The organism is Bradyrhizobium sp. 138 (assembly GCF_023074075.1).
In the GTDB taxonomy this organism is placed as follows: Bacteria; Pseudomonadota; Alphaproteobacteria; order Rhizobiales; family Xanthobacteraceae; genus Bradyrhizobium.
In genome coordinates this window covers 57,900-72,183 of record NZ_JADPKT010000081.1, presented here as the reverse complement: position 1 = coordinate 72,183, position 14,284 = coordinate 57,900, and the positions used below count along the sequence as shown (strand labels likewise).

13 protein-coding genes and 1 pseudogene are annotated in these 14,284 nt (G+C 64.9%); 10 read left to right on the top strand and 4 right to left on the bottom strand.

Features of this window, described 5'->3' with window-relative positions:
- Positions 1-105: 105 nt before the first annotated feature.
- Both ilvC and IVA79_RS27465 read left to right on the top strand, forming a co-directional pair.
- Positions 106-1,149 (top strand): annotated as a pseudogene (ilvC, locus tag IVA79_RS27470) (ketol-acid reductoisomerase); the annotation flags it as partial.
- A 134-nt stretch (positions 1,150-1,283) separates the two neighbouring features.
- Positions 1,284-2,132, top strand: a complete 849-nt coding sequence (locus IVA79_RS27465; RefSeq protein WP_247558875.1) for an SDR family oxidoreductase — start codon at positions 1,284-1,286, stop codon at positions 2,130-2,132.
- A 10-nt stretch (positions 2,133-2,142) separates the two neighbouring features.
- On the opposite strand, the gene IVA79_RS27460 is transcribed toward IVA79_RS27465, so the two are convergent.
- On the bottom strand, positions 2,143-2,763 hold the full coding sequence (locus IVA79_RS27460; protein ID WP_247558873.1) for a hypothetical protein: 621 nt from the start codon (positions 2,761-2,763) through the stop codon (positions 2,143-2,145).
- 107 nt (positions 2,764-2,870) lie between these two features.
- On the opposite strand from IVA79_RS27460, the gene IVA79_RS27455 reads away from it, so the two are divergent.
- Complete coding sequence (locus IVA79_RS27455) at positions 2,871-3,524, top strand: TetR/AcrR family transcriptional regulator (protein WP_247558871.1); 654 nt, start codon at positions 2,871-2,873, stop codon at positions 3,522-3,524.
- 221 nt (positions 3,525-3,745) lie between these two features.
- The gene (locus tag IVA79_RS27450; protein WP_247558869.1) at positions 3,746-5,458 is read left to right on the top strand and encodes a sulfatase-like hydrolase/transferase; all 1,713 of its coding nucleotides are present in this window, start codon (positions 3,746-3,748) and stop codon (positions 5,456-5,458) included.
- A gap of 160 nt (positions 5,459-5,618) precedes the next feature.
- Here the strand turns inward: IVA79_RS27450 and IVA79_RS27445 are convergent, their stop codons facing one another.
- Together IVA79_RS27445 and IVA79_RS27440 are read right to left on the bottom strand one after the other, a co-directional pair.
- A complete protein-coding gene (locus IVA79_RS27445; protein ID WP_247558867.1) occupies positions 5,619-7,178 on the bottom strand; it encodes a glycine betaine ABC transporter substrate-binding protein in 1,560 nt (519 codons plus the stop codon).
- Entirely contained in the window at positions 7,175-7,957 is a 783-nt protein-coding gene (locus tag IVA79_RS27440) for an ABC transporter ATP-binding protein (protein ID WP_247558865.1), read from the bottom strand. The genes IVA79_RS27445 and IVA79_RS27440 overlap by 4 nt, the downstream gene beginning before the upstream one ends.
- Before the next feature lie 137 nt (positions 7,958-8,094).
- On the opposite strand from IVA79_RS27440, the gene IVA79_RS27435 reads away from it, so the two are divergent.
- Positions 8,095-8,913, top strand: a complete 819-nt coding sequence (locus IVA79_RS27435; RefSeq protein WP_247558863.1) for an ABC transporter ATP-binding protein — start codon at positions 8,095-8,097, stop codon at positions 8,911-8,913.
- A complete protein-coding gene (locus IVA79_RS27430; protein WP_247558861.1) occupies positions 8,913-9,701 on the top strand; it encodes an ABC transporter permease in 789 nt (262 codons plus the stop codon). Before IVA79_RS27435 ends, IVA79_RS27430 begins: the two co-directional genes overlap by 1 nt.
- Here the strand turns inward: IVA79_RS27430 and IVA79_RS27425 are convergent.
- Entirely contained in the window at positions 9,698-10,198 is a 501-nt protein-coding gene (locus IVA79_RS27425) for a cupin domain-containing protein (protein WP_247558859.1), read from the bottom strand. The two genes, IVA79_RS27430 and IVA79_RS27425, sit on opposite strands and share 4 nt — an antisense overlap.
- A 138-nt stretch (positions 10,199-10,336) precedes the next feature.
- On the opposite strand from IVA79_RS27425, the gene IVA79_RS27420 reads away from it, so the two are divergent.
- The 4 genes from IVA79_RS27420 (at position 10,337) to IVA79_RS27405 (ending at position 14,282) form a co-directional block, all read left to right on the top strand.
- The gene (locus IVA79_RS27420; protein ID WP_247558857.1) at positions 10,337-11,362 is read left to right on the top strand and encodes an ABC transporter substrate-binding protein; all 1,026 of its coding nucleotides are present in this window, start codon (positions 10,337-10,339) and stop codon (positions 11,360-11,362) included.
- A 29-nt stretch (positions 11,363-11,391) separates the two neighbouring features.
- Positions 11,392-12,096 carry an NUDIX hydrolase gene (locus IVA79_RS27415; protein ID WP_247558855.1) on the top strand — a complete coding sequence of 235 codons (705 nt, stop codon included), beginning with the start codon at positions 11,392-11,394 and terminating at the stop codon, positions 12,094-12,096.
- Positions 12,097-12,188: 92 nt separating this feature from the next.
- Positions 12,189-13,499 carry an ABC transporter substrate-binding protein gene (locus IVA79_RS27410; RefSeq protein WP_247558852.1) on the top strand — a complete coding sequence of 437 codons (1,311 nt, stop codon included), beginning with the start codon at positions 12,189-12,191 and terminating at the stop codon, positions 13,497-13,499.
- Positions 13,500-13,514: 15 nt separating this feature from the next.
- The gene (locus tag IVA79_RS27405) at positions 13,515-14,282 is read left to right on the top strand and encodes an ABC transporter ATP-binding protein (protein WP_247558850.1); all 768 of its coding nucleotides are present in this window, start codon (positions 13,515-13,517) and stop codon (positions 14,280-14,282) included.
- Positions 14,283-14,284 lie beyond the last annotated feature (2 nt).

The window sequence follows — 14,284 nt, the reverse complement described above, 5'->3', positions numbered from 1 at the left end:
GCGGATTTCCATGCAGAAACGGGTTTCCCTAAGGGCTGAAAATGCTCTAGACAGCCCCCGAAATCCGCAAATTTCACCCTTCGGACACCGACCAATCGCCGATTTTCGGCCCTGAACGAGGAAACGACCATGCGTGTTTATTACGATCGCGACGCCGACCTGAACCTGATCAAGGGCAAGAAGGTCGCCATCGTCGGCTATGGCAGCCAGGGCCACGCCCATGCGCTCAACCTGAAGGATTCCGGCGTCAAGGAAGTCGCCATCGCGCTGCGCAAGGATTCGGGCTCGGTGAAGAAGGCGGAAGCCGCCGGCTTCAAGGTGATGGAAGTCGCCGAAGCCGCCAAATGGGCCGACCTCGTCATGATGCTGACCCCGGACGAGCTCCAGGGCGACATCTATCGCGATCACCTGCACGACAACATGAAGAAGGGCGCCGCCCTCGTCTTCGCGCACGGCCTCAACGTCCATTTCAACCTGCTTGACCCGCGCGCCGACCTCGACGTGCTGATGATCGCGCCGAAGGGCCCCGGCCACACCGTGCGTTCCGAATATCAGCGCGGCGGCGGCGTGCCCTGCCTGATCGCGATTGCCAAGGACGTCTCGGGCAACGCCCATGACCTCGGCCTGTCCTACGCTTCGGCTGTCGGCGGCGGCCGCGCCGGCATCATCGAGACCACGTTCAAGGAAGAGTGCGAGACCGACCTGTTCGGCGAACAGGTGGTGCTCTGCGGCGGTCTGGTCGAGCTGATCAAGGGCGGCTACGAGACCCTGGTCGAAGCCGGCTACGCGCCGGAGATGGCCTATTTCGAGTGCCTGCACGAAGTGAAGCTGATCGTCGACCTGATCTATGAAGGCGGCATCGCCAACATGAACTACTCGATCTCCAACACCGCCGAATACGGCGAGTACGTCACCGGTCCGCGCATCGTCACCGCCGAGACCAAGGCCGAGATGAAGCGCGTTCTCGCCGACATCCAGGGCGGCAAGTTCGCCCGCGACTGGATGCTCGAGAACAAGGTCAACCAGACCTCGTTCAAGGCGACCCGCGCCAAGCTCGCCCAGCACCCGATCGAGGAAGTCGGCGCGAAGCTGCGCGACATGATGCCCTGGATCAAGAAGGGCGCGCTGGTCGACAAGTCGAAGAACTAAGCCGCCGTTCCGCGGACGCAGCGCTGACGCGCTGCGTCCGCGATCCATTGCGGCTCCTGGGGCCCGGCTCCTCACTCCACTTTGCACCATCGCCGTTTTCCGACATGATCGCGGGAACCTTGAGGGAGGGGACCATGCGATCTGTCGTCGTCACAGGTGTGTCCACCGGCATCGGCTGGGCCAGTGCAAAAGTTTTGCTCGGGCGCGGCTTCCGCGTCTTCGGCAGCGTCCGCAAGCAGACGGATGCGGATCGGCTCAAGGCCGAGTTCGGTGCCAATTTTACGCCGCTGATGTTCGACGTCACCGATGAACCGGCGGTGCTTGCCGCTGGTCGCCAGGTGCGTGAGGCGCTGGGTGGCGAGACGCTCGCCGGCCTCGTCAACAATGCCGGGATTGCCGTGGCCGGACCGCTGCTGGAGCTGTCAGCGGATGAATTCCGCCGCCAGATGGACATCAACGTCGTCGGCCCTGTGATCGCGACGCAGGCTTTTGGTCCGCTGCTCGGCTCGGATCCGTCGCTCAAGGGGCCGAAGGGCCGGATTGTGATGATCAGCTCGGTCGCCGGCAAGAACGGCAATCCCTTTTCCGCGCCCTATTGCGCCTCAAAGCACGCGGTCGAGGGACTATCCGAAAGCCTGCGCCGTGAACTGATGCTCTACGGCATCGACGTGATCATTGTCGCGCCCGGCGCCGTGAAGACCCCGATCTGGGACAAGGCTGAGCAGATGGATCTCTCCGTCTACAAGAACTCGCCCTATTTCCCGGCACTCAACAAGGTCTTGGCCTTCATGATGAAGCTCGGCGAAGCCGGTCTGCCGGCCGAGCAGATCGGCGAGGTCGTGGTCGAGGCGCTCACGGCGGCCAAGCCACGGGTACGCTATCAGGTCACGCCAGACCCGATGAGGCATATGATGCAGGCAATGCTGCCCAAGCGGGCCGTCGATCGCATCTACGCCAAGCGGCTCGGGCTGTTGCCGCAGTGAGGCGGGTGCTTCAGCCCGCCGCGACGGGTTGCCCGCGCGGGTGGCGAGCCATCGCGATGATGCGCAGCGCCATGACGATCAGGAGCGGGATGAGGAACGCGGCATAGAGCGGCATCGCCGGCACGCGCTTGCCGAACGAGACCATGAACTGGAACCAGAGATAATAGCCGCCCACGAGGTGCAGCGCGCGAAAGGCGTGTGGTCCGATCAGCGCGGCGGCGCGGTCGAACGAGGTCGTGCTCATGGCGATGATGCAGGCATAACCGATGCCACCGAAGATGTAAGAGGCGGGCGATGTGGCTTCCGCGAAACCAGCCGGGTCCATGTTAGCGAATGCAATGATCGCGATGGCGTGGATCGCGTGGGAGGTCGCAAAGCTGAGGCCGAGATAGCGGCGGTTGCGGCGCTGCCAGCGCGTCCAGCCATTAGACCACAACCGCGCCAGTGCCGCGGCGCTGAAGGCGAGGCAGAACAGCAGCAGCGAGCTTCGCGCGGTGAAGCGGATCACCATCCGCACGCCCTCGACCTCGAACTGCCGCATCGAGGCGATCCACAGGCTAAGGACGACCAGGCTCAACGCGAGGGCGGCAAGCAGCCGCCAGCCTTCGAGCCAGTTTTGACGCTGCGACATGGTGCTTTCCTCCGTTATGTAATCATCGATTACATTTCGGCGCTACGCTTTGGTCAATGGTGTAATCGCTGCTTACATTCACGTTCGGGTGATGCTAGGAAGCTGCCATGCCTGTCCGTTTGCCGTCCAAGCCGCGTGCCCGCCGCCCCAGAGCCCCAGCCCGGCCGTATCACCACGGCGACCTTCGCCGCGTCCTGATCGATGCTGCGCTGCAGCTGGCGGCGGAGGGCGCGGAGGTCTCTGTCCGCGAGGCCGCGCGCCGGGCCGCAGTGTCGCCGGGCGCGCCATTCCGGCACTTCCCGAACCGCGACGCCCTGATGGCGGCGGCGGCCGAGGAGGCGCAGCGGCGTTTTCGTGCCGAGATCGAGGCGGCGCTGAGCGAGGCTCCGGCCGCCGGCCCGCTCGCCCGTTTCCGTGCCTTCGGCCTCGCTTACCTGCGCTGGGCGATGCGCAATCCCGCCCATTTCGAGATCATCTCCACCGGGCGTTATTTCGTCCATGGGAGCTCCGCTGAACTGACGCGGGACAATGCCGAGTTGATCGCGCTGACCGAGGGGATCCTGGCCGAGGCGGCGGAGCAGGGCCTGCTGCGCCCGGCAGACCTCAAGCGTATTCAGATCGCCGGCCGGGCCCTGGTTTACGGTTTTGCTCGGATGAATCTCGACGGTCACTTTCCACGCTGGGGCGTCGGGGAGGGGGAGATCGAGCGGATGGCGGAAGGGGTGATCGACCTGTTCATCGCCGGGATCGCTAAGCCCTAGCACGGCGAGCGGCTTGCCGGCCGCGTGCGGCGGTCCGCACTCACCAGCAAAAAGCGAAGGTCGGATTACGAGGCGCGTTGCCTGTCCTTGACCGTTCCGTTACAGTTTTATGACACGGTGCAGGCTTCCGGCTGCGCCGGAAGCCCTAGCCGCCCTTGTTCAGCCCTGGGCCGGCCAGACGGCTGGGTATCATTGCGCCGGACCAGAGTTGCGTGTCGTCGATGGCGTCCGCGCCCAATCCAGGACCTTCTGCCGCCACCGCCGTCCTCGCCAGCGTCGCCGCGCTCGGCATCTGGCGGCTGCTCGCGGTTGCCGCGCCGCATCTGGCCGCGCTCGCGCTGATGTACAAGACCGAGACCGATTTCGCCTCGCGCCTCTCCTTTGCGCTGGCCTGGGGCATCCTCAACTTCTTCTGGATCACGCTGCTGCGCCGGCCGGCGCTGTCAGGCGCGCTGTCGCTGACCATGGTCGTCGTGCTGGTGTTGCTGTCGCGGCTCAAGCACGACGTCGTGCAGATGACGGTCAACTTCATCGACCTGATGATGATCGACCGCGACACCGTCGCGTTCCTGTTCACGATCTTTCCGAATTTGCGCTGGTCGGTGATCCTGGCGGGCCTGGTCACTTTGCCGCTGATGTATGCGCTGTGGTGGCTCGATCCGTTCCGCATCCGCCGCCTGCCGGCGTTTGCCTGCAAGCTCGCCTGCCTCGCCGCGCTGGTCGGCTATTCGCTCTATCATCCGGACGAGGCCTGGCGCGGCTATTACGACGACGGCTATCTGTCGAAATTCTTCCGCTCCGGCGTCAGCTCGGTTTCCGACTTCGTGCAATACGGCTTCATGGAATCGGCCGCTTCGACCAATGAGCGACTCAACATGCCGCTGCTCGATTCCTGCCATCCCGCGGGCCGCCGGCCGAACATCATCATGATCCATGATGAATCCAGCTTCGACATCCGCGCCGCGCAGGGCATCAAGGTGCCGCCGCGCTATGGCGATCACTTCAAGTCCTGGGACGGTAAGCAGCGCACGTTCCTCGCCGAGAGCAATGGCGGGCCGAGCTGGTTCACCGAATACAACGTGCTCGCGGGGCTGTCCTCGCGCTCGTTCGGCCGCTTCGCCTATTTCGTGACCCGCATCGCATCAAACCGGGTCGAGCGCGGCCTGCCGCTGGCGCTGCGCCGCTGCGGCTACGACACGATGTCGCTCTATCCCGCCCATGGCGGCTTCATGGCCGCCCGCAGCTTTCAGATGACGACCGGCATCGAACGCTTCCTCGATTCGAAGGATCTCGGCGCCAAGGACGTCGAACCCGACAGCTTCTTCTACGACAAGGCGCTCCAGCTGATAGGCCAGCAGCCGCCCAACAAGCCGCTGTTCACCTTCATCTATCTCGGCGCCAATCATTTCCCCTGGGAGACGCGCTTCCGTCCCGACCTGCTGCCGAACTGGCGCGCGCCGGGCAATGTGCCGTCGATCGACGAGTATCTGCGCCGGCAGGCGATGAGCGCCGAGCAGTACAAGGCCTTCGTCGCGGGGCTGAAGAAGACGTTCCCCGGTGAGCCCTTCCTGATCGTGCGTTACGGCGATCATCAGCCGGAGTTCGCGCCCGGTATCCTCGAGCCTGGGCTCGACGAGGGCGCCATCGGCAAGAAGCTCGACGCCTACGATCCGCGTCTCTATGGAACCTATTATGCGATCGATGCCGTCAATTTCGAGCCGGTGAGAAGCGACGCCGTGATGGACACGATCGACGGCCCCTATCTGCCGTTGGTGATTCAGGAGGCCGCCGGCATCCCGCTCGACCCGTCCTTTGCCGAGCAGAGGGAGATCATGCTCCGCTGCAAGGGCCTCTTCTACGGCTGCAAGGACGGCGCCGAAGCGCGGCGGCTGAACCGCTTGCTGATCGACGCGGGGATGATCAGGGGGCTGTAGTTTTATATAACCGTTATCCCGATATCGAAGGGTGGGCAAAGCGACTTGTCCGCCGTAGCTCGAAGAGCGAAGGCGGAAGCGTGCCCACCACCTGTCGCGCGTAGCGAGAGATGGTGGGCACGGCGCTTACGCGCCTTTGCCCACCCTACGAAACCTCACCCTACCGCCCGCCCACCTTCTCCCACAGCCATCGCGCCACCGCATCCGGCGACGAGGTCGCATCGTTGCCGCTGGCGCGCAAGTTCGCTTCGCGCATGGTGGCGATATCGATCTTGCCGAGCAGCGGCTTGAGCGCGGCTTGTAGTCGCTCGTCGCCGGCGCGCTTGGGTGCCAACAGCAGGATGGCGTCGTAAGGCGGGATCGCGTGTTTGGGATCCTCGAGCGCGACCAGATCGTATTTCGCGATCAGGCCGTCGCTGGTGTAGCCGGCGATCACGTCGACCTCGCCGCTGGCGACCGCCGCGTACATGAAATCGGGCTGCATCTGGCGTTGGGCGCGGAAGGAGAGGCCATAGGCCTTTTGCAGCGCAGCCCATTCCGGGCGCGAGAAAAATTCATAGTCGCCCGCGATCGACATCGTCGATGTGTGCGCGGCGAGATCGGTGATGGTGCGGATGCCAAGCGCCTCGGCGCGCTTTTTCGGCATCACCAGCGCATAGGCATTCTCGAAACCAAGCTCGCCGAGCAAAGTGATGTTGTCCTTGGCCAGCGCCGTCTTCAGCTCGGCGACCAGCTCGGCGCGAGGCTTGATATCGCTGCGATGCAGCTGGTTGGCCCAAAGCGTGCCGGAATAATCGACATAGAGATCGATGTCGCCGGCCTTCAACGCCCCGAAGATCACGCTGGAGCCGAGGCCCGAGCGCGCCGTGGCCGACAGGCCTGCCGTCTGAAGCCGGTCCCGCATCAACGCCGACAGCACATATTGCTCGGCGAAGGTCTTTGCGCCGACGACATAGCCCTGCGACGAGCGCCCCATGGTCGGGACCAGCGTTGCCGCGACCAGCGCTGCGATGCCGGCCGCGCCGAGCGCGGAGCGGACGTGGCTGCGGTGACGCAGGCCGGCCTCGATCAGGCCGAGCAGCTGATCGACGGCAAGCGCCAGCAGGGCCGAGGCAACGCAGCCGAACAGGACGAACACCCAGTTCTGGGTCTGGAGCCCGGCAAAGATGTAGTTGCCGAGACTGGTCTGCCCGATCGGCGTCGACAGCGTCGCGGTGCCGATCACCCACACCGCGGCGGTGCGGATGCCCGCCATCATCACCGGCAGCGCCAGCGGCAGCTCGACCATGATCAGCGACTGCCGCGCGGTCATGCCGACGCCCTTGGCGGCCTCGATCAGCGCGGGGTCGATGCCGTTGAGCCCGGTGATGCCGTTGCGCAGCACCGGCAGCATCGAATAGAGCGCCAGCGCCAGCATCGCCGGCAGGAAGCCGAACGCCGAGAAGGACACGCCAAACCAGGCCAGCGTCACGGACGCGGCCAGCAGCAGCAGCGGATAGAACAGCGCGAGCAGCGCCAGCCCCGGCACCGTCTGCACGATGCTGGCGATTGCGAGCAGGATGGCGCGCGGCGCCGGGCGGTTGCGCGTCAGGATCGCCAGCGGCAGGCTGACGGCGAGACCGAGCGCGAGCGCGGCAAGGCTCACCCGCACATGGTTGCCGAGATAATCGGGCAGATGCGCCAGCGCCTCGCCCCAGCGTGGATCGGTGAGGAAGCTCATGCCGCACCGCTCGTTGGCAGCAGCGCGTTCAACCGCTCGACCTGGCGCCGCGGCGTGCGCAACAGCTCCAGCACATAGGCGTCCTCGCTCTTCGAAAGCTCCGCCGGCGTACCCTGCGCCAGCAGCTTGCCGCCACGCATCACCGCGATGCGGTCGGCGAGCAGGATCGCCTCCGTCATGTCATGGGTGATCATCACGGTGGTCAGGCCGAGCTTGCGATGCAGCGAACGATAATCGTCGGCGAGCGCGTCGCGGGTGAGGGGATCGAGTGCGCCGAAGGGCTCGTCCATCAGCACGATGCGAGGTTTTGCCGCAAGCGCGCGTGCCACGCCAACGCGCTGACATTGGCCGCCCGAGAGCGCTTCCGGCAGCCGGTCGCGATGCGCAGCTCGGTCGAGCTGCACGAGCTCCAGCAGCTCGTCGACACGCGCTGCGATATCCGCCGCCGGCTTGCCCAGCAGCCTTGGCGTGATCCCGATATTGTCGGCGACGCTCAAATGCGGAAACAGCCCGGCGCTCTGGAACACGTAGCCGATCCGTCGCCGCAGCGCGACCGGATCGGCGCCTCGTACGTCCTCGCCCTCGACCGTGATGGTGCCGCCGTCGGCCTCGATCAGCCGGTTGGCGAGCCGCAGCAGCGTTGTCTTGCCCGAGCCGGAGCCGCCGACGACGGCCACAAATTCGCCTTCGGCGACGTCGAGCGACAGATCGTCGACGGCCCTGAGCGAGCCGAAGCTCTTGGTGACGTGGGCATAGCTGATGGCCGGTTTGGAGGGCATCTCAGATAGGCTCGCGCTTACCCTTCCCTGGCGGGCGAGGGTGAAGGAGGTGACCACCATGCCTAGCACGCTTGGCGCCTTGATTGAACTTGGTCGCGCGAGCGGCTAAGGCATCGGGCCAAATTCGGAGGAAATACATGACAACGCCCACGGCAGTGGCGCTGGAAGATACCAAGGTCGCGTTCCGCCTCGGGGACGGGCGGGTCTATACGGCGGTGGAGAAAGCCCATCTCGCGGTGGCGCAGGGCGAGTTCGTGGCCATTGTCGGCCCGACGGGCTGCGGGAAATCCACGCTGCTCAACGTTGCGGCCGGGCTGCTGAAGCCCGCCGCCGGCAGTGTCGGGATATTCGACCAGCCGCTGGCGGGGCTGAACCGGGATGCCGGCTACCTGTTCCAGGCCGACGCCTTGTTCCCGTGGAAGACCGCGCTCGACAATGTCGCGATCGGGCTCGAGATCAAGGGCACGCCGCGCGCCGAAGCGCTGCCGCGGGCGCAGCAATGGCTGACTTCGGTCGGCCTCGGCGCGTTCGCGGGCCGCTATCCGCACATGCTCTCCGGCGGCCAGCGCAAGCGCGTCGCGCTGGCGCAGGTGCTGATCCGCGACCCAAAAATCCTGCTGATGGACGAGCCGTTCGGGCCGCTCGATGCGCAGACGCGCCAGGTGATGGGCAATCTGCTGCTCGAGCTCTGGAATGCCGATCGCAAGGCCGTGCTGTTCGTCACCCATGATCTCGAAGAGGCGATCGCGCTCGCCGACCGCGTCGTGATCATGTCGGCGGGGCCGTCCTCGCGGATCATCGGCGACTGGCGCGTCAGCTTGCCGCGCCCGCGCGATATCTTCGAGGTGCGGCTCGACAAGGAGTTCCATGCGCTCCATCGCGAGATCTGGAGCGTGCTGAAGGACGAGGTGATGAAGGGCTACGCGCAATCCACGCACGCGGCGGAGGCGGTCTGATGTCGCGCCCGACGCTGCTTGCACTGCAAATCCTGGTCGCTGTTATCTGCATCGTGCTGTGGCAGGTGCTGTCGACCGTCCCGGTGTTCGGCAAGATCCTGTTGCCGCCGTTCTTCTTCTCCAACCCGTTCGACGTGTTCAGCCAGATCGTGAAGTGGTTCTCGTCCGGCGTGATCTGGAAACATCTCGGCATCACGCTGACGGAATCGATTCTGGCCTTTGTGATCGGATCGGCCGGCGGCGTGCTGGTCGGCTTCTGGTTCGCGCGTCAGCCGCTGGTCGCGGCGGTGTTCGACCCTTACGTGAAGATGGTCAACGCGCTGCCGCGCGTGGTGCTGGCGCCGATCTTCGCGTTGTGGCTTGGGCTCGGCATCTGGTCCAAGGTCGCGCTCGGCGTCACGCTGGTGTTCTTCATCGTCTTCTTCAACGTCTATCAGGGCGTGAAGGAGGTCAGCCGCACCGTGCTCGACAATGGCCGCATGCTCGGCATGAGCGAGCGGCAGCTGATGCAGCACGTCTATTGGCCCTCGGCGCTGTCCTGGATGTTCTCCTCGCTGCACACCTCGGTCGGCTTCGCCGTGGTCGGCGCGGTCGTCGGCGAATATCTGGGGTCGGCAGCGGGTCTCGGCTATCTGATCCAGCAGGCCGAAGGCGTGTTCGACGTCGCCGGCGTGTTCGCCGGCATGTTCGTGCTGTCGGCGTTCGTGATCCTGATCGACTATGGCGTCACGCTGGTCGAGCGCAGGCTCTTGGTGTGGCGGCCGACGGCGTCGGACGGGCGCGGCTAGGTGGAAGCGGGGCCCGCGTATCGTCGCGAGCCCCGATAGCGTGACCGCTCAATCCAACAGCTTGGTGTCGTCGGGCGCCTGCGGCGGGGTCTTGATCGCGATCGCCTTGACCTGTCCGCTGATCGGCTTGGTGCCGCCATCGGCGTGCCCTTCGGAATGATCACGAGGTCGCCGGGCTTCACCGTCACCTCCTTGTCGCCGAGCCAGATCGTGCCGGTGCCGTCCAGGATGTACTGGATCTCGTTGGTGTTGGGATGCATGTGCTTGGGCACGTTGCCGACCTGGATCGAGACGGTGGCGCCGTCCGCGCTCGCGAACATTTTTGAGCGGTAGCCGACCGCATTGGCAGACCCGAGCGCATCACCCTCCATCTCGCCGGTATGGATGATCTGCGCGGTGATGTTCTCGGCGGCAAGTGCCGGCCGGAGCAAATGGGTTGCGCCGCATCCGGCGGCAAAGGCGGTGGCAATCGACAGCCCGGCTGTAAAGCGATTCATGGATGGTCCTCCCCCATCGAGACTTATTCCTGTCCGGGCATGCTATTGCGCCGAATGGCCGATGGCCAGTGCCTTAGGCCACGCTTCTCAAGCCAGCCCTGCTGCTCTATGGTGCCGCCGGCCGAACGGAGGAAACCAATGAAGAACACGATTGCCAGGCTTGCCGGCGCGCTGCTCGCGCTGACGCTCACCACCGGTTTTGCCGCGGCGCAGAGCAAGGTCACCATCGCGATCGGCGGCGGCTCCTGCCTGTGCTATCTGCCGACGGTGCTGGCCAAGCAGCTCGGCGAATACGAGAAGGCCGGCCTCAATGTCGAGCTGGTCGATCTCAAGGGCGGTTCGGACGCGCTCAAAGCCGTGCTCGGCGGCAGCGCCGACGTGGTCTCGGGCTATTTCGACCATTGCGTCAATCTGGCCGCCAAGAAGCAGGAGCTGCAGGCTTTCGTGGTCTATGACCGCTATCCCGGCCTCGTGCTCGTGGTCGCGCCCTCGCGAACCAACGACATCAAGTCGGTCAAGGATCTCGCCGGCAAGAAGGTCGGCGTCAGCGCGCCCGGCTCCTCCACCGACTTCTTCCTGAAGTACATGCTCAAGAAGAACGGCATCGATCCCACCAGCGCCGCCGTGATCGGCGTCGGCTTAGGCGCCACCGCCGTCGCCGCGATGGAGCAGGGCCAGATCGATGCCGCCGTGATGCTCGATCCCTCCGTCACCGTGCTCCAGGGCAGCCACAAGGATCTGCGCATCCTCTCCGACACCCGCACGCAGAAGGACACGCTCGAGACCTTCGGCGGCGAATATCCGGGCGGAGCGCTGTACTCGACGGCGGCCTGGGTCAATAGCCACGAAAAGGAGACGCAGGGGCTCACCAACGCGATCCTCGCCACGCTCGCCTGGATCCATTCGCATTCGCCTGAGGAAATCATGGCGAAGATGCCGGAAGAGACGGTCGGCAAGAACAAGGACCTCTATCTCGCCGCGCTGAAGAACACGATCCCGATGTACTCGGAGACCGGCAAGATGGACCCGAAGGGCGCGGACGCCGTGCTCGCGGTGTTCAGCGTCGGCTCGCCCGAGGTGGCCAATGCCAAGATCGACGTCAGCAAGACCTTCACCAACAAGTTCGTCGATCAGGCCAAGAAGACGACGGGGAATGCCAAATAGCTGACGCGAAGATGCGGTAGTCGTCGCTCATGACGTCACCAATCATTCATCGCGTCACGACGCTCGATCTTGCCGTGCGGCCGATCCTCTGGTCCTTCGCGGAGGAACGGCGCGCCGAGATCGCGGCGCATTTCGCCGAGAAGCAGCGCGAGCGGCCGAAGATCTGGAACGGCCGCGTCCTGTTCGGGCGGGACGCGGTGTTTGCGGATGGCCATCTCTCGGCGACCTATTTCGAGACCGATTTTGCCAGCTTCCTCGCCTGGCGTGACTGGGGCTTTCCCGACAAGGCGGTGTTCAACGGGTTTGGCATGGGCGCGCTGCGCAGCTCCGACGGCGCTTTCATCATGGGCGAGATGGCGCAGCATACCGCCAATGCGGGCCGCATCTATTTCCCCTCGGGTACGCCCGACCTCGACGACGTTACGGATGGGGCGCTGGACATTCCCGGCAGCGTCGTCCGCGAAATCGAGGAGGAGACTGGTCTGACGGCGGCGGACTATCGGGCCGAGCCGGACTGGCACTGCGTCGTCAGCGGCCCCACGATTGCGATGATGCAGGTGCTCAACCTCGATATTCCTGGCGACGAGGCTCGAGCCCGGATCGAAGCCAATCTCGCCCGTGAGGACGAGCCTGAATTATCGGCCATCCATCTCGTGCGCGGGATGAGTGATCTCACGCCGACCATGCCGCGATTTGTCACGGCCTTTATCGAGCAGCAGTTCGCCTCGCGTTGATGCGCAAGGCTTGACATCGCTGCGCTCTGCCCATGTGATGGGGGCAAGCAAGAGCAAGACGAATGCAATGCACAATCGTCAGGGAGGTTTTGATGCGCCTGCGCATGGCTGCCCGGTTGGTACGTGGTCTGGTGGTCGCGATATCAGCGACGGGCTTGGCGGTGTCCGCCCAGGCTCAGGACAAGAAGATCAAGATCGGCGTCGTGTTTGATTTGACCGGACCTCTGGCCGGCGGCGGCTCCGAGCTGAACTATGTCGGCACAAAGATCATCCTCGACCATTTCGCCAAGTCCGGCGTCGAGGGCTACAAGATCGAGGCGGTCTATGCCGACGCGCAGAGCAAGCCCGACATCGCCATCAACGAATCCGTCCGCCTGCTCGAGCAGGAGAAGGTCGACATGGTGCTCGGCTTCTTCTCCTCGGCGCAATGCGTGCCGGTGGCCGCCCGCGTCGAGCAGCTCAAGAAGTTCATGTGGATGACGACCTGCATCTCCTCGGCTGTGTTCAACGAGAAGGGCTACAAATACGTGTTCCGCCCGCAGGCGAGCGGCGACCAGTTCGGCATGATGACGATGGATTTTATCGCGCAGAACGCCAAGGAGAAGCTCGGCAAGGACCCAAAGGATTTGCGCGTCGCCGTCATCCACGAGGACGGCGCCTATGGCGTCGACGTCTCCAAGGGCAATGAGGTCGGTGCGAAGAAGGCCGGCTTCAACGTCGTGCTCAAGGAGGGCTATTCGGCGACCGCGCCCGATCTGTCCCCGCTGGTGACCAAGCTGAAGCGCGCCAAGCCCGACGTGATCTTCCACACCGGCTACAATCCGGACATCACCTTGCTGCTGCGCCAGGCCCGCGAGCAGGGCCTGAAGTTCGGCGCGCTCATGGGGCATGGCGCGGGCTATGGCGTCTATGAGAAGCTGAAGGAAGGCATGGGCGCCGACGCCACCTATATCTTCAACGCCGACCCGATCTCGATCTGGCTTGCCAATCAGAAGACCATGGATCCGAAGCTTCCGCCCGTCATCAAGATGGTCGGCGAGGAGTTCGACAAGATCCGGCCCGGCGTCGCCATCCGCTCCGCCCATGTCGGCATCGGCGCGTCCAACACTTACGTGTTCATGGCCGACGTGCTGCCGCGAGCGATCAAGAAATACGGTGGCGTCGATCCCGACGCGCTGCGCAAGGCGGCGCTCGACACCGACATCCCCGAAGGCGGCACCATGCTCGGCTTCGGCGTGAAGTTCTACGGCGAGGGCACGCCCATGTCCGGTCAGAACGAGCGATCGTTCCCCGTCGTGATTCAGTATCTCGACGACAAGTCCCATGTGGTGTGGCCGAAGAGCCAGGCGCAGCGCGACGCCGTGCTGCCGCTGCCGAAAGGCACCACCTACAGCAACCAGTAGCAGCGGAGGGCTTTGGTGCTGGAAGTCAGCGGGCTGGTGAAGCGGTTCGGCGGCTTCACCGCCGTCAACAACGTGTCGTTTCGGGTCGATCAGGGCGAGATCCTCGGCCTGATCGGCCCCAACGGCTCGGGCAAGAGCACGATCTTCAACATGCTCTCCGGCACGCTGGCGCCGAGCTCCGGATCGATCCTGTTCGACGGGCACGAGATCGCGGGCCTTGCGCCGCACCGGATCATCAACCGCGGCATCGGCCGCACCTTCCAGATTCCGCGCCCATTCCGCCGCCTGACCATCTTCGAGAACGTCGCGCTCGCCGGCTTCTACGGCCAGGGCCGCCACAGTCGCATCAAGGCCGAAGAGGCGGCCGAGCGGTCGCTGGCGATGGTCGGCCTGCCGACCGATCGCCATGCCAGCGTCGATGGCCTGGGCGCTGCGGGATTGAAGAAGCTCGAGCTCGCCAAGGCGCTCGCCACCGCGCCAAAACTGCTGCTCGCCGACGAGAGCCTCGGCGGTCTCGACGAGGCCGAGATGGACCAGGCCGCCGACATGTTGCGGAACATCCGCGACGAGCTCGGCATCACCATCATCTGGGTCGAGCACATCATGGGCGTCCTGATGCGCGTCGTCGACCGCGTCATGGTGCTCGATCACGGCGAGAAGATCTCGGAAGGCCTGCCGAGTGCGGTCGCGGGCGATCCGCGCGTGATCGAAGTCTATCTCGGCACCGATGCCGAGACCACGCAGGCCGCGGCCGCCGAAGCGCGCCGCCGCGCGGGAGGCTAGCC